Annotated in this window: 21 protein-coding genes and 2 pseudogenes; 13 read left to right on the top strand and 10 right to left on the bottom strand. The window is 46.2% G+C overall.

The window, feature by feature from the left end; genetic code table 11:
• Window positions 1-20 precede the first annotated feature (20 nt).
• A complete protein-coding gene (locus AB3N39_RS04405) occupies window positions 21-530 on the bottom strand; it encodes a hypothetical protein (RefSeq protein ID WP_133293856.1) in 510 nt (169 codons plus the stop codon).
• Between the two features lie 16 nt (window positions 531-546).
• Window positions 547-1,446 (bottom strand): LysR family transcriptional regulator, encoded by a 900-nt coding sequence (locus AB3N39_RS04400; RefSeq protein WP_367897095.1) that lies wholly within the window; start codon window positions 1,444-1,446, stop codon window positions 547-549.
• Window positions 1,447-1,555: 109 nt separating this feature from the next.
• Here AB3N39_RS04400 and AB3N39_RS04395 point away from each other — a divergent pair, with 109 nt between their 5' ends.
• From AB3N39_RS04395 to catA, 7 genes are all read left to right on the top strand, one after another.
• The gene (locus tag AB3N39_RS04395; protein WP_367897094.1) at window positions 1,556-2,761 is read left to right on the top strand and encodes an L-dopachrome tautomerase-related protein; all 1,206 of its coding nucleotides are present in this window, start codon (window positions 1,556-1,558) and stop codon (window positions 2,759-2,761) included.
• A gap of 217 nt (window positions 2,762-2,978) precedes the next feature.
• The gene (locus tag AB3N39_RS04390) at window positions 2,979-3,590 is read left to right on the top strand and encodes a flavin reductase family protein (protein WP_133293853.1); all 612 of its coding nucleotides are present in this window, start codon (window positions 2,979-2,981) and stop codon (window positions 3,588-3,590) included.
• A gap of 162 nt (window positions 3,591-3,752) precedes the next feature.
• The gene (locus AB3N39_RS04385; protein WP_143344738.1) at window positions 3,753-4,826 is read left to right on the top strand and encodes a catalase family peroxidase; all 1,074 of its coding nucleotides are present in this window, start codon (window positions 3,753-3,755) and stop codon (window positions 4,824-4,826) included.
• The gene (locus tag AB3N39_RS04380) at window positions 4,823-5,410 is read left to right on the top strand and encodes a cytochrome b (protein WP_133293851.1); all 588 of its coding nucleotides are present in this window, start codon (window positions 4,823-4,825) and stop codon (window positions 5,408-5,410) included. The genes AB3N39_RS04385 and AB3N39_RS04380 overlap by 4 nt, the downstream gene beginning before the upstream one ends.
• Window positions 5,411-5,810: 400 nt before the next feature.
• A complete protein-coding gene (locus AB3N39_RS04375) occupies window positions 5,811-6,305 on the top strand; it encodes a molybdopterin-dependent oxidoreductase (protein ID WP_133293850.1) in 495 nt (164 codons plus the stop codon).
• A 17-nt stretch (window positions 6,306-6,322) separates the two neighbouring features.
• Window positions 6,323-8,254, top strand: coding sequence for a bifunctional diguanylate cyclase/phosphodiesterase (locus AB3N39_RS04370; protein ID WP_133293849.1), 1,932 nt, complete (start codon window positions 6,323-6,325; stop codon window positions 8,252-8,254).
• Between the two features lie 63 nt (window positions 8,255-8,317).
• Window positions 8,318-8,995 carry a type A chloramphenicol O-acetyltransferase gene (gene catA / locus AB3N39_RS04365; protein WP_133293848.1) on the top strand — a complete coding sequence of 226 codons (678 nt, stop codon included), beginning with the start codon at window positions 8,318-8,320 and terminating at the stop codon, window positions 8,993-8,995.
• Window positions 8,996-9,027: 32 nt separating this feature from the next.
• On the opposite strand, the pseudogene AB3N39_RS04360 reads toward catA, so the two are convergent.
• Window positions 9,028-9,365, bottom strand: a pseudogene (locus AB3N39_RS04360) (IS3 family transposase); the annotation flags it as partial.
• A gap of 55 nt (window positions 9,366-9,420) precedes the next feature.
• Between AB3N39_RS04360 and AB3N39_RS04355 the strand changes: the two are divergent.
• Window positions 9,421-10,002, top strand: a pseudogene (locus AB3N39_RS04355) (hypothetical protein).
• Window positions 10,003-10,262: 260 nt separating this feature from the next.
• Here AB3N39_RS04355 and AB3N39_RS04350 read toward each other — a convergent pair.
• The 7 genes from AB3N39_RS04350 to AB3N39_RS04320 all read right to left on the bottom strand — a co-directional run bounded on the left by AB3N39_RS04350 (window position 10,263) and on the right by AB3N39_RS04320 (window position 17,125).
• Window positions 10,263-11,162, bottom strand: coding sequence for a fimbrial protein (locus tag AB3N39_RS04350; protein ID WP_158285460.1), 900 nt, complete (start codon window positions 11,160-11,162; stop codon window positions 10,263-10,265).
• 322 nt (window positions 11,163-11,484) lie between these two features.
• Complete coding sequence (locus tag AB3N39_RS04345; RefSeq protein ID WP_133293846.1) at window positions 11,485-12,012, bottom strand: fimbrial protein; 528 nt, start codon at window positions 12,010-12,012, stop codon at window positions 11,485-11,487.
• A 10-nt stretch (window positions 12,013-12,022) separates the two neighbouring features.
• On the bottom strand, window positions 12,023-12,562 hold the full coding sequence (locus tag AB3N39_RS04340; protein ID WP_232057377.1) for a fimbrial protein: 540 nt from the start codon (window positions 12,560-12,562) through the stop codon (window positions 12,023-12,025).
• A gap of 11 nt (window positions 12,563-12,573) precedes the next feature.
• Window positions 12,574-15,198: a fimbrial biogenesis usher protein gene (locus AB3N39_RS04335; RefSeq protein ID WP_136195236.1), complete on the bottom strand. Its 2,625-nt coding sequence runs from the start codon at window positions 15,196-15,198 to the stop codon at window positions 12,574-12,576.
• A 14-nt stretch (window positions 15,199-15,212) separates the two neighbouring features.
• A complete protein-coding gene (locus tag AB3N39_RS04330) occupies window positions 15,213-15,920 on the bottom strand; it encodes a fimbria/pilus periplasmic chaperone (protein WP_133293844.1) in 708 nt (235 codons plus the stop codon).
• Between the two features lie 46 nt (window positions 15,921-15,966).
• On the bottom strand, window positions 15,967-16,503 hold the full coding sequence (locus tag AB3N39_RS04325; RefSeq protein WP_367897093.1) for a fimbrial protein: 537 nt from the start codon (window positions 16,501-16,503) through the stop codon (window positions 15,967-15,969).
• Between the two features lie 76 nt (window positions 16,504-16,579).
• Entirely contained in the window at window positions 16,580-17,125 is a 546-nt protein-coding gene (locus AB3N39_RS04320; protein WP_367897092.1) for a fimbrial protein, read from the bottom strand.
• 254 nt (window positions 17,126-17,379) lie between these two features.
• On the opposite strand from AB3N39_RS04320, the gene AB3N39_RS04315 reads away from it, so the two are divergent.
• The 5 genes from AB3N39_RS04315 to AB3N39_RS04295 all read left to right on the top strand — a co-directional run bounded on the left by AB3N39_RS04315 (window position 17,380) and on the right by AB3N39_RS04295 (window position 22,297).
• A complete protein-coding gene (locus AB3N39_RS04315; RefSeq protein WP_133293841.1) occupies window positions 17,380-18,054 on the top strand; it encodes a molecular chaperone in 675 nt (224 codons plus the stop codon).
• Window positions 18,055-18,067: 13 nt separating this feature from the next.
• Window positions 18,068-18,610 carry a fimbrial protein gene (locus tag AB3N39_RS04310; RefSeq protein WP_232057375.1) on the top strand — a complete coding sequence of 181 codons (543 nt, stop codon included), beginning with the start codon at window positions 18,068-18,070 and terminating at the stop codon, window positions 18,608-18,610.
• A 155-nt stretch (window positions 18,611-18,765) separates the two neighbouring features.
• Window positions 18,766-19,374: a helix-turn-helix domain-containing protein gene (locus AB3N39_RS04305; RefSeq protein WP_136195234.1), complete on the top strand. Its 609-nt coding sequence runs from the start codon at window positions 18,766-18,768 to the stop codon at window positions 19,372-19,374.
• A 35-nt stretch (window positions 19,375-19,409) separates the two neighbouring features.
• A complete protein-coding gene (locus tag AB3N39_RS04300; RefSeq protein ID WP_136195233.1) occupies window positions 19,410-19,805 on the top strand; it encodes a hypothetical protein in 396 nt (131 codons plus the stop codon).
• Window positions 19,806-20,602: 797 nt separating this feature from the next.
• Entirely contained in the window at window positions 20,603-22,297 is a 1,695-nt protein-coding gene (locus tag AB3N39_RS04295; protein ID WP_143344734.1) for a PglL family O-oligosaccharyltransferase, read from the top strand.
• Window positions 22,298-22,843 lie beyond the last annotated feature (546 nt).

Below are 22,843 nucleotides of genomic sequence, written 5' to 3'. Positions count from 1 at the left end.
GCGCCCTGACTTTCCCCGGTTCAGGCGCGCGTGATAGCCCAAAGCACCACAATCCCCAGGGCATTGCTCCGCTTTTCCACATACAGGGTGGTATCGGAATAAACGTTACCCTGCGGGTTACAGATGCGGATCTCCTTCTTTAATTCCGGCTCGTAGACTTCCGCACCCGAGCAGCTGTGGCGGGTACTAGACTCATACCGGTAAGGTTTGCTCCAGGCCGAATAGACCCCCTCCAGCAGCCAGGCCGTTGTAAAGACCACGAACATGGCAACCGGCAGGCTGCAAATAAAGAAGCCGAGGTAAATTATTACCGCGTCAGCAAGGCGCTTACCTTTCAGTCTCCCCTTTCTGATGAAATAGACCATCGGCACCAGCGCCAGCAGCAACGCCCCACAGGCAAGGTACTGCTCCCCGCGGATCGAAAGGTATGTCACGCGGTAAATATTGACTGACCAGACCACAAAACCCGATATCAGTGCTATCCCGCCCGCGATGAGAGGGATCCAAAAGGAAAAACGCGCTTTTTTCATGGTGGAATCGTCCTTGTTATTCTTGTCGGGTCAGAAGGTCAATCATTGCCCGGGTGGCTGCTGACTGACGTCGGTGCGGGGCAAACAGCACGGAGAAAGGTCGCGATCGTCCCCGAAGGTGCGGCAGCACCTCAACTAACTGGCCGCGCTCTATTCTGTCGCGAACGATAAATTCATAGCTCTGGCAGATCCCCATCCCCTGCTCCGCCAGCGAAACCACGCCGAGTACATCGTCTGATATTTCGATAGTTGAACCCGGCATCCAGTCAATATCGCGCCCTTCGTCATGAAATACCCAGGGGGCGATACGCCCGGTGCGCGGCATGATAAACGGCAGGCACTGATGGCGCTGCAGCTCTTCCAGCGTCTGAGGCTTTCCTCTCCGATGCAGGTAGCCCGGGGAGGCGACCAGGAGCAATGCCGCGTCTTCCAGCTTACGCGCCACCAGCCCGCTGTCAGGCAACTGCCCCAGACGGATCGCCAGATCGAACCCCTCTGCGATCAGGTCAACGTTGCGATTGGTAATGTTCAGCTCCACCTGAACGCGCGGATATTGTTGGGTAAAGCGAGCCAGCAGCGGCGGCAGGCGGTAATGGGCATAGGTGGTCGGGACACTCATTCTCACGCGACCGGTCAGCTCCCCCTCCTGACCCCGGCCAACGCGTTCTGCGTCATCGAGAAGAGAAAACGCTGAGCGAGCCTGCTCAAGATAGACGCGTCCGGCTTCGGTCAGCCCCACCCGGCGGGTCGTGCGCTGTAACATCTGTCGTCCAAGACGCGCCTCCAGGCGAGTAACCGCGCGGCTCAGTACCGAAGGGGTGGTTGAAAGGGCAACCGCTGCGCCCGTAAATGAGCCGTGTTCAACCACAGCAATGAACACTTCAACGTCGCCTAGGTAATCGAATTTCCGGCTCATTTTGCTCTCTCAGGAACAAATGTTTTTCAATTTGGCTAATTTATCTCCCGTTGAGCGATGAGTAAAGTGGCCAGCATTCATCACCTGAACGTTCCACTGGAGCCTGTCAATGTTCAACCGTCCCCATATTCTGCCCGCCATCGCAATGGCGGCGTTGTTCGCTTTCCCGAGTGTTGTCAACGCGGCGAACCACCCGCCTCTGGAGCGCTGGCGAAGCTACGCCGGTGTGAGCTGGGATACCGCTCAAGACGGAAAGATACCTGCGACGTCTTCCGGTTCGGTCAATGCCCCTATTGCAGGTATCCACTTTGATGCAATGGACCGGGCCTTTGTCAGCACGCCCCGGCTGATTTCCGCCGCAGCACCCGCCACGTTAAGCATTCTGGATACGACGGCGCAGTCTGGCCCTGCCCGCCTGACGGCGTTTCCCTCCCGCGAGGGGAATGCGGTGAACACCGATCCCTCTCAGAGCCTGCGTAACGTGCTCGGTTTTTATATTGACCGTAAAAACGGCTGGCTTTGGGCGCTGGACATGGGGTTTGTTGCAGGGGAAACAGAGTCCCCCGTGGGGTCGCAAAAACTGGTCGTGCTGGATCTCAGCTCAGGCCGAACCATTAAACGTATCGCCCTGGACGGCGTAGCAGACCGCAAGGCAAGTTTCCTTAATGATGTGGTTGTCGATGAGAACCGCCGTGTCGCCTATATCTCCGACAGCGGCTCGCGGAGTGCTCCTGAAAACCAGGTGGGACTAATTATCGTTGATTTCGCCGCCGGTACAGCCCGGCGCGTGCTCGATCGTCATCCTGCGCTGCAGATTGAGCCAGGCGTTAACGTCGTCTCGCACGGGGCTGAAGTCTGGCCAGGTAAACCATTACTGATTGGAATTAATGGCATCGCACTTTCTCCCGATGCGGGCACGCTGTACTGGACGGTGACAACCGGCACGCGCGCGTATGCGGTACCGACTGCGATACTGAGGCAGCCTGCGTCAACCAATGCGCAAATCGCCGGGCAGATCCGCGATCTGGGTCGCGTGGGGGGCAACACAGACGGAATGGTGACAGATGTAAAAGGTAACCTCTACATTACCGATGTCACACGCAATGGTATCGTCAGATACAATCCTGAAACCCATTCCATGTCGCTGATTGCGGCAAGCGAAGAGGTGCGCTGGCCAGACACGCCGGCAATCCGTCCGAACGGAGACCTGGTATTTACCTCGAGTCGCCTCAATGACCACTTCGCGGGAGCCGTTAAACCGGGAGAAGAACGCTATGATTTGTGGCGCTTGCCTCTCAGTGCTTTACAAAAATAAGAGCAGGTAAACCAGGAGCCCAGCATAAATGGGCTCATAATTTCAGATGATTTTATTTCCTTAAAAGCTGCACGTGATGTCTTTCTCCCGCTCAGAAGGAAGTGGTTAAGATTACGTTCCAGGGAATTGTAGTGAGGCGCGTTTTACTTCGCGCTTCACCGAAGTAACGCACGTTTGCAGAAAGTAGGCTGGGCCTCCGCTACTCAGAGGATAAAAAATGAAAACCCAGCAGGTCGATTTTGCTTCTTTATATTTTGGTACACCGGTCGCCATTATCTCCAGCCAAAATCCTGACGGTTCAACAAACCTGAGCCCGATCTCGTCGTGGTGGATCCTTGACCGGAATATCGTGTTCGGGCTTGGCACCTCAGGAAAGTGTTATGAAAATATCACGAGTAACCAAGATATTGTTCTGAACATTCCGGACAGCAGGCTCTGGCCGAATATTGAAGCTATCGCAGATAAAACGGGGAAAGCATCACCACCGGAATGGAAGAAAAAGATGGGATATGTTTTTGAACAGGACAAGTTTAGCTGCGGAAATTTCCACAAAGAAAAGGCGGTAACGATTAACTCGTTGAGAATTAAGGAGTGTCCTGTACAAATAGAGGCTAAAGTTTGTGGAAGATCGCCGTTGACCGGTTCGCAAGAGAACCTGGTGTCCGTTGATGCCATGATAACCTGCGTCCACATATCTGAAGCATTATTAATTCGTACTCAGAGAGGTGTAAAATTTAATGTGGAGAAATGGAACCCCCTCTATTACATATTTCGCCACTATTTCACGCTGGGTAACCGACTCGGTCAAAATTTCCGACACGATGAGTAATCCGGTCTTTGTGACAGCGGAAAGATTTAAACTTTTCGTGATATTCTTTCTTTACGCCCCTTAGTTCCTATACTCGAGCCATATTCGCCACTGTATTACCACATGTCATGCACGATACGTTGCGCATGACACGTGATGGTATTTTGTTCTGGAAAAACGTCTATGTCGAAACTGGTTTTGAGGTCCAAAAAAACCTGGGGCGCGCTGGCAGCTATCGCCATTGTCGCCGGTACGCTGGCTTCTGCTTTTGCATGGACGGCGGGCTGGCTTGGGTCACGCACGGTCAGCCAGGCACTGGTGGGTGAAACACCGAAACCCTTCCCGCCGGGTTTTCGTCGCGCGCATGGAAAAGGCATCTGCTTTGCCGGAACCTTTACGCCAAACGGCTCGGCGGATTCCCTTTCAACCTCCCGCCTCTTCTCGCAGCAGGAAGTGCCCGTGGTGGGCCGATTCTCTATTGGTACCGGCGATCCCCATGCCCCGGATAGTACGACCAAAACCCTGAGCATGGCGCTACTGCTGAAGACAGATGACAAGCAACAATGGCGAATGGCGATGAACAACGAGCCTTTCTTCGCCACGCACAGCCCGGAAGGTTTTCTGGCCTTGCGAAAAGCCACTGCTGTTGATGCAGCCACCGGAAAACCGGACCCGCAGCGTCTCAAAGACTTTTTAAAAGCGTACCCGGAGGCGGAGAAATATCTTAAATGGGCGGCACAAAAACCCGCGCCCGGCAGCTTCGCGGGCGCGACGTTTTACAGCATTAACGCCTTTTACCTTGTGAACGCGCAGGGGGATCGCCAGGCCGTTCGCTGGATGATGCGTCCGCACGAGCCTTTCCTGTCGATAAGCGATGAGCAACGACAGAAAGCCGATGACAACTTCCTGTTTGAAAACCTGCGTCAGCGCCTGGCGCAGAAGCCGCTCTACTGGGATTACGTTTTGCAGCTCGCACAGCCGGGCGATCCGGTAGATGATCCTTCCCAGCCATGGCCGGACGATCGCAAAAAGATGGTGGCCGGCACGCTGGAAGTGACGCGCGTCGAAGCACAATCCACAGGCGCGTGCCGCGACGTTAACTTTGATCCTTCTGTCGTTCCAGCAGGCGTTGCGGTGTCTGATGATCCCATCTTAAACGCCCGCTCCGCTGCCTACTCCCACTCTTTCAGCCGCCGCGAGCGGGAAATCGGCTACGGCAAGGCCACCGAAGCCGTGCAAAAGCAGGAGGTAAAATGAGTTCGAATAAAGATATGCGAGAGCACGCGCCGCAGCATTTCAATATCCTGGCGCGAAGCCTGCACTGGCTGATGGCGGTGATGATCCTGGCGATGCTGTTCATCGGTGTCGCGATGATGACGTCGTTACATCACCGGATTTGGTTAATCGACCTGCACCGGCCGCTGGGTGTCGCAATTTTACTGCTGGCACTGGTGCGTCTGGTCAACCGGCTTCTTAGCCGGACGCCGCCACTTCCTGCCGATTTGCCCGTCTGGCAGGTGCTTGCAGCAAAGGCATCACACTGGATGCTGTATGGGCTAATGCTGGCAATGCCGCTGCTGGGTTGGGCGCAACTGTCGGCAGCAGGCCTGCCGATTGTGATGTTTGATGGCGTCAACCTGCCGGCGATTGTCACGGCCAGTCCAACACTGTATGCCTGGTGTCACGACGCCCATAGCCTTCTGGCAAAGCTGCTTTTTGCTGTGGTGCTGGTCCATCTCTCTGCGGCACTCGTTCATGCATGGATCTACCGGGACGCAGTGTTTTCCAGCATGGCGAAAGGGGGTAAGTCGGCGGCGGCCACCCAGGATGGCCTCAAGTAAGCAAAGCGGTATGGGATACGCACAATCTGAATGTTCGTGTCCTCGCTTATCAACGTCATCCTGAAACTACGGACACAACCGGGGCGCGTATTTAGTCTCCAGATTCGCGTCCCAAAAAGCCACGGACATCCAAAAATTGTCGTGGAAGTTAATATCAATCAATTAAAGCGATTATTTTTTAAACAGAAGAGCATTTATGCCCGCAATTTTAGCTTTTATCAAAAAGTTAAGCGTCGCTCGAGTATCAAACACCCTGCCACCTGCAACACCTAACTCATTGATTAAAATGAGTTTATATCAATAAAAGCGATAAAACCCCTTACTTCCCAACAAAATATATCAACTCGTGTGATATCTAAATTATAATTCTTATACTTACGTTAAAAAGGTGGAGGTCAAAATGCGATTAACCCTACTGCTGTTATGCTGTCTTGTACAAAGTGTAACCTGGGCTGGCGACCTGCCAAAACCAGTTGGTAAACCCATTTTAACGATTTACGGTAATATAGAAAATACCAACGAAAATGGAAAAGCAGTGTTTGATCTCGCCAGCCTTGAAAAACTCGGAGTAGTGAGTTTCGAGACGACCTCCCCCTGGTATAACGGTCGTACGAAGTTTGAGGGTGTTCCAATGAGCAAGCTCATGGATTATGTGGGTGCAAAAGGTACAAACGTTAATGTTATTGCGCTCAATGATTACTCAACCGTCATCCCTCTCAACGACTTTAAAAAATACAACGCCATACTTGCCTTAAAGGTCAATGGCGAATATATGCGCATCCGCGATAAAGGCCCATCGTTCATTGTATACCCCTATGACAGTCTTCCTGAGTTGAATAATCAGATTTATTACTCACGATCAGCATGGCAGGTTAGCAAAATGAAGATTGAGTAGTCGTTCAGGAGAACATAATGAACAGGATACTGGTTGGTATCATTTTTTCTCTTTTTATCACGACAGGATATATTGCATTCCTTGTTTACGATCGACAGCAGGAATTGCAAAAACTGACTCAATACACTGAGTCCTGGTCCGTGGCACAACTGGTATCAGAGTATTACCGTTTTGAATCATGGCTTGGTCTATACGCAACCGATACCGATGACGTTACGATAGACCAGGTCCGCATGCGCCTCGAAATTATGCTTAGCCAGGCCGATTTAATGAAGGGGGGAGATTTAGGTCGCTACATTGACAGCGATAAAACGCATCAGGAGCTGGCTTTACGCTTAGAAAAAATACTGACCTATCTCGATAGTCATCTTGAAAAAATGGGCCATCCGGAGTTAAAGGCATACCTGACAAATATGCATGAGCTCGATGCACCGCTCAGCCAGTTATCTGCAACGGCATTAACAAAAGATATTAACACTGTTAATGAATCCAACAACAAAATACAAATACTGTATTATATTTATTCCGCACTTTCTTTGCTCCTGGTGATTTTAAGCTTTATTCTTGGCTTCCTAATGATCTACCAGAATAAAAACATTCTGAAAGCACACATGCAGGTCAAAAGCCTGGCTGATGAACTTCAAATATCAAAAGAAAAACTGCAAATTCAGAACTCGAAGCTGGAATACGATGTTTATCATGACTCCCTCACCGGCATGAAAAACCGCCTTTTCTTCTGGGACGATCTCAACAAAATTAATATTCAGGCAGATAAAAATCACGTCCCCGTCACGGTGATGTTATTTGATTTAGACCGGTTCAAAGAGGTCAACGATACCTATGGCCACGATACGGGAGATTTGCTGTTGAATCAGGTATCCAGACGGCTGACCTCGATGAGCAGCGCAACGGATACGTTTTACCGTTTAGGCGGAGACGAGTTCGCCCTTCTGTCGAGTGGACTCACCGAAACTGCTGCCGTTTCACGCGCCAAAGAAATCAGCGAGCATATTAGCCAGCCCTACACGATAAATAACCAGCTGATAAAAATCGCCACCTGCGTGGGTATCGTTTTATCTGATAATGAACGACGCTCTGATTATCTTTATAAATTTGCCGATCTGGCGCTCTACGAAGCCAAAAAAGAGGGTTCACAGCAGATAAAAGTTTTCCGTCAATGGATGCTGCAAAAGTTGCAGGAAAGCAGAACTCTTGAACATGATATGGCACTGGCGATCGATAACCGTGAATTCGTTGTTTATTACCAGCCTATTGTCGATTCATTCAGCAATGACATTTACGGCTATGAAGCGCTTATTCGTTGGATACACCCGGTGAGGGGGATACTTGCCCCTGATTATTTTATTTCCGTCGCTGAAAAAACGGGGATGATCAATCAGATCGGCAAAACCGTGCTTGAGCTTGCCTGCCGGGAAGCAGTTTCCTGGGCCGTTCCGGCAAGGATCTCTGTAAATGTTTCGCCTATTCAGTTAGGTAATAAATCTTTTACAACGATGGTGCAGTCCATCCTGAAAGAGACTGGGTTACCGGCTAGCCGACTTGAGTTAGAGGTAACGGAGTCGTCACTCTTCAGTGACAGCAACATGCCGATCACTATTCTCAAAAAGCTCAGAGCGCTGGGTGTAAAAATTTCTATCGATGATTTCGGAACGGGTTATTCGTCACTCTCACGACTGAGCGAACTCAATTTCGATAAAATAAAAATCGACAAATCCTTTGTGAATCCGATATCCACGCAGGATGATGCCCTTAATATCGTTAAGTTAATTACCGGCATGGCGAAAAGCCTCAACATGCGGGTCATTGCAGAAGGTGTTGAAACCGAAGCGCAGCTTGAACGTCTTCAGGCGCTTGGCTGCGATCTCGTGCAGGGATACCTGTTCGGAAAACCCCAGGCTGAGATTGACAGGAAGATTAGATACGGTTGAAATGGTTGTCCGGTCGTTTATGGCCCAAAATCATTTAGACGATTGATAATCAAAGGTTAAGCAATGAAAAAAACAGCCCCTGAGTATACGCCTGTTGATTTATCTCGTTGGCCAAGGAAGGAGCATTTTGAAGTCTTCCAGTCATTTGCTGAATGCACAATTAACCAAACCGTTCTGGTCGACATTACCGCGCTGAGGAAACACATCAAAGAGGTTGGCTGGAAGTTTTACCCGACGATCATTTTTCTCCTGTCTAACATCATGAACCGGCATCCTGAGTTCCGCATGGCTATGAAGGACAATGAGCTTGTCATATGGAATGAAGTTCATCCCAGCTACACCATTTTCCACCCAGAAACGGAGACGTTTTCGTCATTGTGGAGCCACTATGACGGCAATATTCATCACTTCCAGAACACGTATGCAGAAGATACGGCCCGCTATGGCAATAACCTTTCCTACTGGCCTAAGAAAGAGTCCCGGGAAAATATCTTTTTCGTGTCGTCTATTCCGTGGGTAACCTTTACCAACTTTACGATGAACATTGCGCATATGAAGAACTTCTTTTCGCCTATGTTCACGTTTGGGAAATACTACGAGCAGGATGGAAAAGTGCTGTTGCCGCTGGCGGTGCAGGTCCATCATTCGGTGTGCGATGGCTTTCATGTGGCAAGGATGTTTAATGAGTTACAAGAGATGTGTGAATCTCCACGAATAATCCAGACAATATCAGTCCGTTGATCATATTGATTTTAATATTCTTGCGATGACATCTAATCGCTCGAATCATGACGACCCTTACTGTTGTAGACATTCTATATAATCAAAAATATCGCTATGGCTTCTTCCTGCTTTCCATAGAATTTTTTGTTTTTCCGCTCGCGTTTCAACATCTGGAAAAAGCTTTCTGCAACTGCGTTATCGAGACAGTTACCGCGACGGCTCATGATGCCCTCCTGGCCGTATGATTTCAGTAACGACTGCCACTCTTAGCTTGATACTGAATGCCCTGGATCGAGTGAACCAGTACCTGTTTTTGCGGATTACACCGCCAAACCGTCAGTATCCAGGCAAAAAAAAATACACTTTTAGAGATCTTCCGAGATACTGATTATGTTCCTGCGGAGATCGCAATGTGTAGGATTCGATTCGTTTAAAATCAGCTCATCACCGTCCTAGAATAGTCATGAATAAAAATAAAACATTCCGGGACGGAAGCGGCAAATGTAAAAAAACAAAAACCTTGAGTATATCACCGTCATCTTAATCAGATGTTTGTCGAACTGTTCAAAATTGTTCGTTATAAAATATTATCGAAAAAGATTTAAAGCCAGCGATAAAGCATTAACGCGTCCACTATGTGCTCGAGATATTGTTGATGTGGGTGTGCTAAGCATGCAAGACGTTATCGTTGAGCGAGGTGGTGTATTTTTTAACAAGGATAGTGGCAAATCGCGGATATCTGCTAAATATGCCAATGGTAAATAGACTAGAATTATATTTTTCTTTATCTGGTGCAATGGACTGAAGAACATGGCACGATGCTGGGTTTTATAAAACTGAGTAAACTAATACAAAATATATTTATCGAACGTATTACTTGAATCTACCATGAAATAATGCATTTCTATATATTTAAAAAATTTAATTAAGCACGCGGCATTACAGAAGGCTGATTGACGAAATATAAATGAAAGTTGCCTTATGAATCCTTAAATAAACTGATACAAGAAACACACCGTTTATAGGAAAATACTCACAAAGATCAAAGTATACGAGAAACTAAAGCGGGAGTACTTACAGCGGCCAAACTATGAACAGTGTTCATCTCTTCTTTTGGAGAGTCGGTTTTTCATCTGGATGCACTCACCTTGCACATAAAGATACTCTTAACATTAGGATATTATTCATATGGGAGCTTGCAAGCTCCCAACACCTATTCGATATCAGATCAATGTTCAAAATTATTCACTAAGATTGGTTCTAATTTAGCACCCACTAGCCAAGATTACTGATAAGTTACATTGAGTTGTGCCACTGAATCGAATTTTCCAGCTGTAGGCAGCTTCCCTGTAGTTGATGTAGGCCAAGCCATTAATGAAAGTTCAGTAGTAAAGTCTGAGTCCAAATGGAACGAAAGACCATTGTCACTGTTAATTTTTAACGGTGTTCCCTGCTCGTCTGCAATCACAATCCCAACATCGCTATTTGAAGAAGCGATAGCAGTGCTCAATGCAGTTGCGGGTGTCGCAGTTATACTAAGTGAAAGAGATGCCTGAGCATCTAAATTATTACATTTTATTCCAAAATTGAATTTTTTTGGGGTATATCCATCCGGAAGTTGACCTTTAGCCTTGAAATTTTTATCTATAATACTACCAAGGTCCACAACTAGTGCGGTGCCACTATTGATTACGCAGTTTTGAGGGACAGTAATCACGCCGGACATATTTATATCTGCAGAAGCTTGTTGACTACTATACGTAGAGTCTGCAGAAATATAGAAAGATGCAATCTTTATATTATTGAATGTACTTTGACCAACAAAGGGCTTTGTTATATATAATGAAATATTCCCATCACCTCCTGACATGTAAGTATGACCGCTACATGCTATCAAAGCTGTACTTACCATTTCAAAAGGTACTGGTTTATAAACAGTTCCTTCAGTTGTTGTATTCATTAAATATATTTTCGTCATAACCTCTAAATTATCATTCACTTTATAGTACTGATTACCATCATTGTGTCCTGGTGGGAGTGACGATGTTGCCTTGTAATGTGGTGTATAACTACCCGGACAGCTACATGTTACTGTAAAACTTCCAGCATTCGCCCACGAATAAACGTTCGCAAAAGAAGTCCCAGCCTTATTTTGAAGTGGGTCTGTGATTACTTTGTTACCCATGTTAAATGTATACTGTTTGGTGCCTCCGGTAGGCGTGCACATATTAGTATAAGCAGTGGAAGCAAAACAATTCATTGACAACATACTTTGAATCAAAAAAAAAAGCAATATCTAATAAACATAAAACCTCGCGAAACAGTTAAGTCAAAACAATACAAAACACTTTTCACATCATATTAAGTTTAAAATGCATACTGATAAAATAAAAAACAATCCCATTTAGGAAAGTAAATATCTTGACATCGCCATTACGACATGAGTGGGGCACTAACTAGTGCGAATAGCTTTAGATCAGACGTTAAAGAAAATGAGAAGCTCAATATCATAAATAGTTTACTATAAAAGTTACAACAGCGTTTGCACTCCCCACTGTAACACTATTCTGAACAGACACATATCGTGCTGAAAACTCCATCACCACTGAAGCCTGCCCAGCTTTTAATATTACTTCCGTGCTGGTTTTTCCGGGCGCGATAAGCTTACCGTTTCTGTCAAAAATCCCCAGAGCCAGCCCATTGGCAGAATCAGCCTCTGCTGCGATAGCAAATAGTTCCGGATCCTGCCCATCGGCAGAACCCGAAAAGGTCACCGTCGCCCCACTAGCCGCCGGGCCACAGTTTTGTAGATTAAGGGTAAAATGTGTAGCCGGTGAAAAATCCCCTGCCCTCCTAAATTGTGAAGCCGCCACGACTCCCATATCAACCGTTTTATTTTGCGAATCCGGTGCCAGCTCGCAGGTGTTATCCTGAATCGTCCCGGAAATATTGACGGTGCCATCATGACCATGTGCTACTGAAATAAATAAAACCAACAGTAGAATCATCACACCTTTCCATTGTCCTGAAGTCATTCAATGGTACTCACTGATAGGTTAAATCGAAATACATTACCGCCGAGGCCTCGCCAGCGGTCACTGGATAGCGGGTAGACTTGTAGCGCAGCAGGAACGAAAGCGTGTTATCCCCTGCATCGAGGTCAAATGTCTGCGGAGAGACTTTGTCAAAGGGAATGGTTTTACCGCTACTATCCAGCAGCTCGACACCAACCCCCGTTGCCAGCGTGTTGCCACTTCCACTACTGGTTAATGCTAACAGCGCGGGGTTATCCGCATCGGAAGTACCGGAAAATGTCACCTGTATTGTCTTCAGCTTTTCGTAGCAATTCGACAGATTTATATTCATCGCCTTAAATGCAGAGGTGCTTCCCACTGATGGGAAATCTTTGCCGGAAAAGGTGCCGATTTTTATCTTCTGATTTACGCTTCCTATGTCTACGTCACAGCTGCTGGCTATGACGTTCCCCGTCACTGCCAGCGTCGAGTCAGCAGCCAACGCAAAGGATGACAGTAAAATGTACATCAAGGCGGCTGTGCCTGACGTTAAAATTATTGGCTTCTTCATGTTCATCCTTGTTATCGGCAGATAATTTTCATCTGGGTGATGGCAGCAGTTTCTGAATCAACTGGTAGTTGATAGTCTGCGCTACAGGCCTGATTGTCGCCCTCTCCCCACTGCACCTTCAGCTTGCCCTTTGGCGCGAGTCCGGAGAGATATACCTGACCACCTTCCCCGACAATGCTACCAGCCCCCTCATCGTCACGCGTGACGGTGGCCCCAAATGGTATCGGTTCATTGTTATGCAGCATCGTCAGCAGCGCACGAATACCCACATGCGCTTTAAAAGAAGCGCGAACTAGTGCCCCTTTGGTCGGTACCACGTCGACCACGGCATCATCAATGTCTACTTTGTCACCCAGCGTGGTGGTATCAAGGGCAATGCGGTTTTTGCGATAAGTATTGGCGTACGGCACCACGGCATAGCCACGCCAGTCGGTCTTCACGCCTGTGGCATTTTCAACGCGCACCCGGTTCGCGCCTGGGGCCTCAATCAGTACGTTGGTTTCCCCCAGCGGCTGGCTGAATGTTACACCGTGACGATGGGCGACTACGCCGCCAGAGATACCGTAGTTAACCTGTTGGGAATCACCGTTATCGCTGTAGTTGTAACTGATGTTCGAGTTTCCGTAGCTGCCCTGATACGCCAGACTGGCACTACCGCTGTTACCCGCACCATTGTTGGCAAAACCTTCCTGCACGCTGTAGTTCAGGTTATTACCCTCCAGCAAAGTTCCGCTGATCCCGGCGTTACGCGTGACGCTGCCATGGTTGTCATGGTTGGCGTTGTAGGTCGCAAAAGCATTGTTAGGCGTAGTGGAATCTTTTGGCGACAGCCATTTGCCGATGGGCAAAGAGACGTTGAAAGCGATCATTTTATCCGCTTCCGGCTGGCCGTAAGATTTACTGTAGTTATAGCTCAGGCCCATGTTGATATCGTGCCATGTCGTGTTGTACCCCACCTGCAACAGGGTATCTTTCCCCTCGGTGTGCCAGTAGGTCTGCTGACTACCACTCACGTACACTGAACCCAGCCTCCCCAGCTGCTGGGAAATGTCTACCTGCACCTTGCCACGTTTGGTGTAGTAGAGGTTGTAGTAGTCATACCAATGAGGATGGTCATTTCTCGGATCGTTATCTTCGTTTTCCGGATCGCTGTTATAACCATCCATATGCTTGTAAGTAGTGTCAGCAAAGGTGTAGTACCCGGAAGTCGAGTAGCGGTACCCCAGCAACTGGAAATTGGTACCAAACTCGTTAAGGGATTTAGCGTAAAGCAGGCGCAACGACTGTCCGCTGTGCTGAGTATCATCAATCAACGTGCTTTTCGCGCCGGTAATATCCGCTGACAGAGCCCCCCAGTCTCCCATATTGAACCCCGCCCCGAACGCAACGGCTTTGTAGTTGGTGGATAACTGCGTGCCGCCATAAAGGGTAATACCGTGTGCCAGCCCCCAAATCAGGGTACCCTGCCCAAAGGACATCTGCTCCTGCTGATCGTTGCTGGTGCGATACTTCGCGGCGGTCAGAGAATACTTAATGCGCCCTTCGCGCTGCAGCAACGGCACGGCCGAGTACGGCACGCTGTAGGTGCGAATATTTCCGTCCTGCTCTTTCACTTCCACCATTAGATCGCCGCTCGAGGAGGTTGGGAACAGATCGTTAATGGCAAAGGCACCCGGCGCGACGTAGGTCTGGTATACGATATACCCGTTCTGCTTGATGGTGACCTGCGCGTTACTTTTGGCAATGCCGCGCACCGTTGGCGCAAAGCCTTTCAGGCTGTCCGGCAGCATGTTGTCATCTGATGCCAACTGCACGCCACGAAAGCTGATGCTGTCGAACACGTCGCCCGACGTGTAGTTATCACCCACCGTGAGCTCACTTTTCATTGCGATAATCGTGCGCTCAATAAAGCCGCTGACGTGCTCCCATTCGGTAGAGGTCTGTCCGTTACTGCTGGTGTTGCGGTTAAAGGTGGAGTAGTCGCGATAGCGCCACGGGCCAACGTTAATCCCGCCGTTCAGGCCGAGAAAATTACTGCTGCTTTTACCACTCTGATCTTTGCTGTTCGATCCGCTGAAGCTGTAGTTCATTAGCAGGGCATTAATGCCCTGATCCCATTTTTCGGGCGCGATGTAGCCACGTGCGGTGTTCTTCAGCGCTACCTGGGGCACGCTGAGATCCAGACGCTGATGGCCAAAGTCAAAGCTGGCCGTTGCACCATCAATCAGTGAAGCGATGTTGACACACTGTCCGTCAATGGCCTGCGCTTTGCCTTCAGGAATATTTAGATCGATGCCCATATCTGACAGCGTTTTTGCCGACAGGCAGGCCACCAGCCCCGTATCATCAGCGGCAGGATTCGCCGCTTTCTGTTCCTTAAATTCGACGTCACGGCTGACCACGAAATCATTATTCAGATAAACATCAACGCGATAGACGCCTGGTGCCTGGCCGCCGCCCCGCTCAAAGCTTGACAGATCGGCCACCTGCCCTTTGCCGTCGGTCAAAAAAGCCGGGTTAAAATACTCGTCCGCTAGCACACAGCCTGAAAACAGGTTGGTACCAATCATCAGCGCCAGCGGCGAAATGCGCCAGCGCACAACTGACAGCATGCGTCTTTCTTTTCGGATAGCCATCACGTTTACCATTGTTAAGCTTTGCAGGTCAGCGCGGGAGTCACCGCGCCGAAGTCATTCAGCGTCTGGTAAGTGACAGCACCAGCTGCCTTGATGGTCTCGCTGCCTTTTGGCGGAACCATCATGTTCGGCTGTTTTTTACCGCCTACGGTAACGTTGACCAGGGTGACAAAATAGGGTGATGGATTAGAAACAGTTAGGTTTGGTCCTTCGCCCCGGCAACGCAGCATGGCGGCGGCATCAGCGGGCTTAACGGTCAGATGCGCCGGGCGAACAAAAAGTTTGATCACCGACTGGGTGGCAATTTGCAGGGAATTTCCCGCCGGAGCCGACTTGCCCAGCGAAGGAATGGCTTTATTATTGAGATAGAAAACGGACTCTCTATCGTCAGGCAGCGCCGGGCCGCTATAGATCATACGCAGAATATTGACTTTACCCGGTTTCAACACAAACAGCGGTGGAGTGACGAAAAACGTAGGGACTTTATTGCCCTTGTCGTCAGATATCCAAGACTGAACTAAGAAAGAATCATGCAGATCGCTATTAATTACATTAATGCTGGTCTGTTTAGCGTCCTGAGGGTAAATCACGCGGGTAGAGCCCAACGCAACGCCCGCTGCAGCGGCACTGTTTGACAGCACGAGAGAAATAACTGAAGCCAATATACCTATAACTGTTAACGAAACACGTATAGCGTGTAGTAATGTCAAAGTGGATTTCATTGCACATTCCGAAATAAAAATTAAACAATTCTTTTCCCTATACTGCTTACTGATAAATCACTGAAAAGTTCACTGCCGCGCTGGCATCGCCTGCAACGACTTTTTCAGAGACCGATCGGTATTTGGCGGTAAAATACAAAACGGACTTTCCATCAAGAAGCGGATATAGTGAAAGGGGGGCTGAGTCAGGAATAATTAACTCTCCCTTACTGTCGAAAATACCGATCCCCATGCCTTTGGCTGAATCAGCCCCAAAACCGGCTTTAAAAACCTGCGGGTCATTCGTATCGACTGAGCCCGTAAAAGCGACTGAGGCAAGATGAAAAAGCTCGTTATTGCAGTTATCAAGCTTAATCCAAAAGGTTTTCGGTTCTGACCAGCTGCCGCGAGACGGGAAATCAGCTGCCCGAACCTGATCCATCATCACGCTTTGGTGAAGGCTTTGTGCTTCTATGGAGCAAGGGGCGTTTACCACAGAACCATAAAAACGCATGTCGCCACCGCTAAAATTTACTGAACTTTTAGCATTGGCAAAATAACTGAATAAAAACGTGATAATTATCATTAAAAAAAGACGAAACATTTTCTCTTGCTCTTTAAAAATAATTATTCGGTGTGAAACTAACGCTCTCCCTTCGTATCGGGAGAGCGTTTTCAGATCAGGAATAAGTGATCTGGAATGTCGCGATAGATTCAACCGCACCTGCGGTTGGCGCATCCGCAGTCGTCATGTAATCCACACTCATTGGGATCTTGTTGGTACCATTTGACAGAGACTGGCTGGATGATGCTTTCTCTATATCCAGTTTGTTACCATCTGGACCATACAGCTGCAGCGCCACGCCCGTTGCCGCCCCGGAACCCGCGGTGTTAGCCAGTACGCCCGCCTGGTCTGGGCTGGACTGGCCGTGGAAAGTCACGGTCGCATTTGTATAGGTAGTCACATCGCAATTTTCCAGATTGATGCTAAATGCCTTGGCCTGACCAGATGCAGTGCCTTTTGTACCCAAACTGTCAAGGGTGACCTGATCCAGAGTCACGATGCCATGTTCAGAATCAGCACTCACAGAGCAGGGCGCGTCGACAACGGAACCCAAAAATTGAATGGTGCCGCCGCTTACCGTCGTCGTGCTTGCTGCCTGAGTAGTGAAACTAGTGCCAGCGATAAAGGACGCGGCAATAATAGCCAAAACTTGCTTTTTCATTATTCATACTCCAGAAACAAAATTAAACTTTCCCTTGTCATATTCCGATATCCCGCGTTACCACGTTTTATCATCAGGCATATTGTTCTTGGTTTCACTGCTCAATGTACATAAAAATCCAGTCCTATTTAGGATTTCAAACAGGACTAAAAAAACAGAGACAGTTCCCCTGTAGAAAGAATATATTGGCATTATCAGCACGGATTTTGCAAACCACTTTATTATGGAATAGCTCATTACCCTGGAGTATACCGTTGAAAATAATATTATCTGCTCTGCTCTGTTGTATAGTTTCGGCAAGCTGTGTTAACGCCAACGCTACTGTTAATATTGGCGGTACTCGATTGCTTTATAACGGTGATAAAAAAGAGGTGTCGTTAAGCGTAAATAATCCGGATAGTACACCTTATCTGATTCAAACCGTTGTTGATAATCTGACTAGCGATCCGAAAAAACCCCCATTTATCATTACCCCTCCGCTCTATCGACTGAATGGTGGGAAAGAGAATCTGATGCGAATCATTATGACCGGCGGCCTGCCGCAGGATAAAGAGTCGATGTTCTGGTTACGCGTAAAGGCTATCCCGTCTGCTCCGCGCGAAAAAAACACCTTGCAGATAGCCGTCGCTACCAGCATCAAGCTGATTTATCGCCCGACGGCACTTAAAGATATTAACGTTGAAAAAGAGAGCGGCAAACTTAGCTGGCGTGTCTCTGGCCATAAACTGGAGATCACAAATCCAACGCCGTGCTTTATCAACTTCAATGAAATTATCCTTGCCGGAAAGAAGCTGCAAAATGTCTCTTATGCCGCGCCAGGCACCACCACGACATTTGATCTCCCCTCGGGAGTGAACGGCGGAAATCTGCAATTTAGTGTTATTAGTGACTTTGGCGCAGTGGGATCACTGCATTCAACATCTGTATAAACGAGTTATACCTATGATTCATATTAATAAATTTTCTCTCGCAACAATGACCGCACTTTATATCGCTTCGGGTCTGGCACATTTTGCCCTCGCTGATCCGGTGACGCTGAACATAACAGGTAACGTGGTTGCCTCTCCGTGCGAAGTCAGCGCCGACAGCGAAAATATGACTATTGACTTAGGTAGTGGTAAAGATCTGCAAACGTCGGATCTAAATGCCGCCGGCAGCAGCTCTGCATGGGTGCCTATTACGGTGTCCCTCGAAAATTGCCCGGCAGGGACATCCAGCGTGACAGCAACCTTCCATGGCACTTCTGATGCAGCTGACGCGAACACTCTCTACAGCAACACCGGTACGGCAACCAACGTGGCCGTACAGCTAGAAGGAAAGGCCGGAGAAGCATACGGTAACGGTAAGACATCGACGATTACTATTGCTGATGCAACGGGCGGTAAACCAACCTGGGATCTACAGACACGTGCATTTAGCAAATCAGGTGGCGTTACCCCGGGAACGATCAGTGCGGTGATTACGATGTCCTTCGCCTACAATTAAGATGTTTTAGATATTCGTTAAACAGCCAGTAAAAAAGCTGTTTAACGATAAACCCTTTCGAAAAATTGTTTAAGTTACCATTAAAGATTAAAATCTAATGAATAGCTATTTTTTTGTTATACTTAGCATAATTAAGCAACTGGACTTAAACAACTATGAAACCTTTAAGTTATATTGAAAAAGTGATTATGGCTGTATCCACTCCATCACATATTCGTATTGCACATGCTCGCCAGATTATATCACTTGGTCATAATCCTGAACCGATGACTTTAATTTTACACGAAGGCACCATGGCTATTTATCGCAATAATGATAACTTATTAATACGATACATTAGAGGTGCTATGATTTTTGGATTGAATGCTCTAATTAATGTAAACGAAGATGTTTATTTAAAGGCAGGTGAAAACGTCCGATATGAAATTATCCCAACCATGAATTTTTTTGCTATTGTCGAACGAGATAATCTTTGGAAGGAGATAGCGTATATCATGATGTTTAGTTCTAAACGCCTATATAGTTCATATCTAACAAGCGTAGGTTTAAGCACCTACGAATTAATAAAGATAAATCTTCAGGATCTTATGAATGAAGATGAATTCGTACGTTTGAATATAAGTGCATGCGATTACATACAAGAAAAAACAAATCTATCAAGAAGCAGAGTTATGGCAATTCTTCGAGAACTCAAAGTTGGAGGATATATAGAACTTTCGAAAGGTATTTTAGGCAAGATTAACAAACTCCCTTATAAATTTTAACTAGCCAATGATAATGTATAAGGTTAATTTCCCCTATGGAATTTAACCCACAAAGCCAACTTAAAACATGGCTTTTATTCCCTATGATCTATACCACCCCCTGGAATAATGCTCACCAGGAATTATGTTACTATATAATAGTTATCATTGCCGAGGATTTATTTATGCCGAAAAAAATCATTTCCACCATAGATAATTTTAACAAAAACTTACGCGTACTATCCTCTGAAGAAGAATTCGAGCATTGGTATAAAGAGCAATATGATTTCAGCATGTTTTCAGAAGAAGAAATAAAACAAGCCATTCAGGAAGAAAGGCCAGAAAATTACCCATGCATCCCATTGGTTATTAAAGATGACAATGCATTATTTTATTTAAGTAAAGAATTGATACTTTATTGCGTGGGAAGAATATTTGATAAGAAAGGATAAACAAAATGGGACATCATTGTTTGTTTTTTTGTTTGTTCGTTTTTTATTTCAATATATCTCAGGGAAATAACTTAGCAACAAGTCAAATCCCTTTAAATTATAAACACACTTATACAACGAACATTAACAACATAAATTCATTGAAAAAAACTCACACACCTCTGGATGGCGTTCGATATACTAGCAAAATGATTGTTTACAACTACAGATTATTACAAATAGGATTAAATGCGCGCATGAAATTATCAAATACTGATTCTCGCTGGCGCTGCTTCAGCCTGGATTATTGCAGTAGAGTGAACAATATATACTCAGCATTAAATTCAAATTTTATGATACACAGTCAACTGGTATCTTATAGATGAAAATAGCATTCAAAATAAATTATTAAATAATTTCGCCCTGTAAGAATGAATGACAATTTAATCCATTGAGCTATTTATTACACTGTTAATCATGCGAAAGAATTCATCATCCTTTAAAATCAGTTGGTTAGCTCACCTCAAATGAAAAAGCAATTTAGATTATCAGCACACTCTCGTATTTAAATAACAGCAAGAAATGAATCTTTATCTAATTAGACCATTTTCAGGTGAAAATGAAAACAAGTAAAGACATTACATCTAAAAAGAAGACACATCTCAAGCTATGTCTTTCAAAGTAAAAATAAAGGGTGATTGATTATAAATTTTATCTTACGATTTATTTACATATATATTCCAATTGCATCGTTATATTATTAATCAGTTTTTTTGAATGATACATAATCGTAGTACTGTTTAGTTTAAGAGATTATAATGAGCACTTACTCTAGAAAAAAAAGTTGGCTAAAAAAAATAAACGTTTCACTATTCATGCTTTTCTGCTTTTATTGGTTGTTTTTGATGCATCTTCCCTGGCCTAATAATGGTGATTACGGAATGAATTTGCCAATGAATCCGTTGGGCTGGTGTTTTATTTCTTTACTGGGAATGTTTTTTTGGCTTTTCAACAAGAAAAAAAGCTTTCATTACAGTCCAGTTTTATGGCTAATATTGGCATGCATAGTATTATTTACAATACCTGCATTCTGGTCTCCGCATACAGCATTACCTAACGCAATGCCTAGACTGGCTGGCATTTGGGCCGGTTTTTTTGTTTATATGACACTACTGCAACATCGTTTCAAAGAGAAGGAGGCTATTGCTATTTTTTATATTATATCTTTATCTGCCTTTATTGAATGCAGCCTTTCATTAGTAGGGTTTTATTGTCCCAATTACTTGCCTTTTCCATTAAACGAACTCGCAAAAAAGTATTCAGGCTATGCTCCCGGTGTATTTCAACAGTTAAATGTTACAGCATCTTTTTTGGCTACTGGACTTTTCGCGTTACTTTACTTGCTTGCAGATACACGACGTAATCTTCATGAAGCTATAATGGAACGCTTACGATTATTATTTATATCTACTTTTATAATCATAATTACAGCCACTATAGTATTATTCCACTCCCGTATTGGTTGGCTCGGTGGGATAATAGCTGTATGTTGCACGTCAATATTGTTTTTTCAACAGCGCTTTCGTCTTTGTTCTACTCTATGGCGACGGACACTGATTGTTGCCTTACCAGTAATCGGTGGTCTACTCGGTGTGTTGATGCTGCAGCAGGGTGTTGTGGATTCACTTTTACATCAAAGCTCTAACAATCAACGCTGGTTAACGCTGGATTACACGCTGCGCATGATAAGCGAGCATCCGTGGAGGGGTTGGGGACTTGGAATGTTTGAGCCGGCGTTTCAACGTTTCATGGCTGATTTGCCCGGTGATAACCCGAGCCGTGAAATGATGCAACATCCGCACAACGAAACGCTCTTTATATGGGCGGAAGGCGGCATCCTGGCGCTGGCAGGCGGGCTATGTTTGCTATGGAGCTGGATTGTATTGTTCCGCCGACATAAAAGTATATGGCAGTGGGCTTCGCTTTTAATTACTCTACCGATTTTATTACATACCCAAGTGGAATTCCCGCTATACTATTCAGTCGCACATTTCTTTGCCGTACTGCTGCTGATGGCAGTCGCAGAGGGCAATACCCGTGTGGTAAACCTCCGCTCTTCCCTATTCCGCGTTCCGCTGATTGCACTTTCACTGTATGGCATCGTGCTTTCATTTCAGCTTTTTAACGCCAGTATTGTGCTGGGTAATTTTGAAACTGCCCGGCTGGAGGCACCTCAAAGCATTACTCGCCTGTCTGTACCCTGGCTAATGCAGATGCGTTATCAGCGAGATATTGCGCTTTTGCAACTCATAAATTTTAATGAGTCAGGCGATATAACCGAACTTGAGAGATACGCAAGCAGTAATGCCCAATGGATAAAGATGCATATGGATGAAGACGCGTATAACGATCAGATTAATATTCTCAACTTTTTAAACCGTCCCGTAGAGGCTGAAAAATTAAAATCGGATGCTCATCGGTTAATGCCCTGGGACGATCGATTTAAACCATAAATATTCGTGAAAAAAACATTTTTACTTCCAACGTCATGACCTGTTTTTCGTTGATTAATACGCTGCGATATTAATAATCCATTCATTATCAACGCTAAGATACAAGGATTTTCTCGCTTTCTTCAATAAGAGAAACTCTTGCAGTATCGTGTATTCAAATGAAATGTGGGCTCTGACCGACCAACCAGGAAGAAGTTAATTTATCCGGCCACCGACACCTACGCATGGGAATACACGTTTGCTTATAGAGCCGTTCAGTAACAGTTAAATGGATATTGCTTTATTTCCCTTCAGGTCCTTTGCTCTAAAGTGAGCAAATTCTGTAAATCATACATAACACTAAGAGTGTGATTACAGATACTTGCTAAGAATGTAAATATAGCAGATGCGAGACATATATGTATGTTTAATCTATGCTTATTCTTCTTTTTTCACTGAATATCCGAAAAGCGGTAACGCCGGATCTTCAAATTCAGAGCAAAATGACTTTTGTTAAAAAGTCGGGAATTGCTACACATATGGTAAGGTTATTTGTGATATGCTGCG

The organism is Enterobacter vonholyi, from assembly GCF_040834095.1.
GTDB lineage: Bacteria > Pseudomonadota > Gammaproteobacteria > Enterobacterales > Enterobacteriaceae > Enterobacter > Enterobacter vonholyi.
The sequence above is the reverse complement of the archived record's forward strand: the minus strand, read 5'-3'. Positions and strand labels throughout refer to the sequence as shown.

Coding starts and splice junctions, on each gene's coding strand:
- AB3N39_RS04405 (WP_133293856.1), bottom strand. CDS start 530: ATGAAAAAAGCGCGTTTTTCCTTTTGGATCCCTCTCATCGCGGGCGGG.
- AB3N39_RS04400 (WP_367897095.1), bottom strand. CDS start 1,446: ATGAGCCGGAAATTCGATTACCTAGGCGACGTTGAAGTGTTCATTGCT.
- AB3N39_RS04395 (WP_367897094.1), top strand. CDS start 1,556: ATGTTCAACCGTCCCCATATTCTGCCCGCCATCGCAATGGCGGCGTTG.
- AB3N39_RS04390 (WP_133293853.1), top strand. CDS start 2,979: ATGAAAACCCAGCAGGTCGATTTTGCTTCTTTATATTTTGGTACACCG.
- AB3N39_RS04385 (WP_143344738.1), top strand. CDS start 3,753: ATGTCGAAACTGGTTTTGAGGTCCAAAAAAACCTGGGGCGCGCTGGCA.
- AB3N39_RS04380 (WP_133293851.1), top strand. CDS start 4,823: ATGAGTTCGAATAAAGATATGCGAGAGCACGCGCCGCAGCATTTCAAT.
- AB3N39_RS04375 (WP_133293850.1), top strand. CDS start 5,811: ATGCGATTAACCCTACTGCTGTTATGCTGTCTTGTACAAAGTGTAACC.
- AB3N39_RS04370 (WP_133293849.1), top strand. CDS start 6,323: ATGAACAGGATACTGGTTGGTATCATTTTTTCTCTTTTTATCACGACA.
- catA (WP_133293848.1), top strand. CDS start 8,318: ATGAAAAAAACAGCCCCTGAGTATACGCCTGTTGATTTATCTCGTTGG.
- AB3N39_RS04350 (WP_158285460.1), bottom strand. CDS start 11,162: ATGGGTAACAAAGTAATCACAGACCCACTTCAAAATAAGGCTGGGACT.
- AB3N39_RS04345 (WP_133293846.1), bottom strand. CDS start 12,012: ATGACTTCAGGACAATGGAAAGGTGTGATGATTCTACTGTTGGTTTTA.
- AB3N39_RS04340 (WP_232057377.1), bottom strand. CDS start 12,562: ATGAAGAAGCCAATAATTTTAACGTCAGGCACAGCCGCCTTGATGTAC.
- AB3N39_RS04335 (WP_136195236.1), bottom strand. CDS start 15,198: ATGGCTATCCGAAAAGAAAGACGCATGCTGTCAGTTGTGCGCTGGCGC.
- AB3N39_RS04330 (WP_133293844.1), bottom strand. CDS start 15,920: ATGAAATCCACTTTGACATTACTACACGCTATACGTGTTTCGTTAACA.
- AB3N39_RS04325 (WP_367897093.1), bottom strand. CDS start 16,503: ATGTTTCGTCTTTTTTTAATGATAATTATCACGTTTTTATTCAGTTAT.
- AB3N39_RS04320 (WP_367897092.1), bottom strand. CDS start 17,125: ATGAAAAAGCAAGTTTTGGCTATTATTGCCGCGTCCTTTATCGCTGGC.
- AB3N39_RS04310 (WP_232057375.1), top strand. CDS start 18,068: ATGATTCATATTAATAAATTTTCTCTCGCAACAATGACCGCACTTTAT.
- AB3N39_RS04305 (WP_136195234.1), top strand. CDS start 18,766: ATGAAACCTTTAAGTTATATTGAAAAAGTGATTATGGCTGTATCCACT.
- AB3N39_RS04300 (WP_136195233.1), top strand. CDS start 19,410: ATGGAATTTAACCCACAAAGCCAACTTAAAACATGGCTTTTATTCCCT.
- AB3N39_RS04295 (WP_143344734.1), top strand. CDS start 20,603: ATGAGCACTTACTCTAGAAAAAAAAGTTGGCTAAAAAAAATAAACGTT.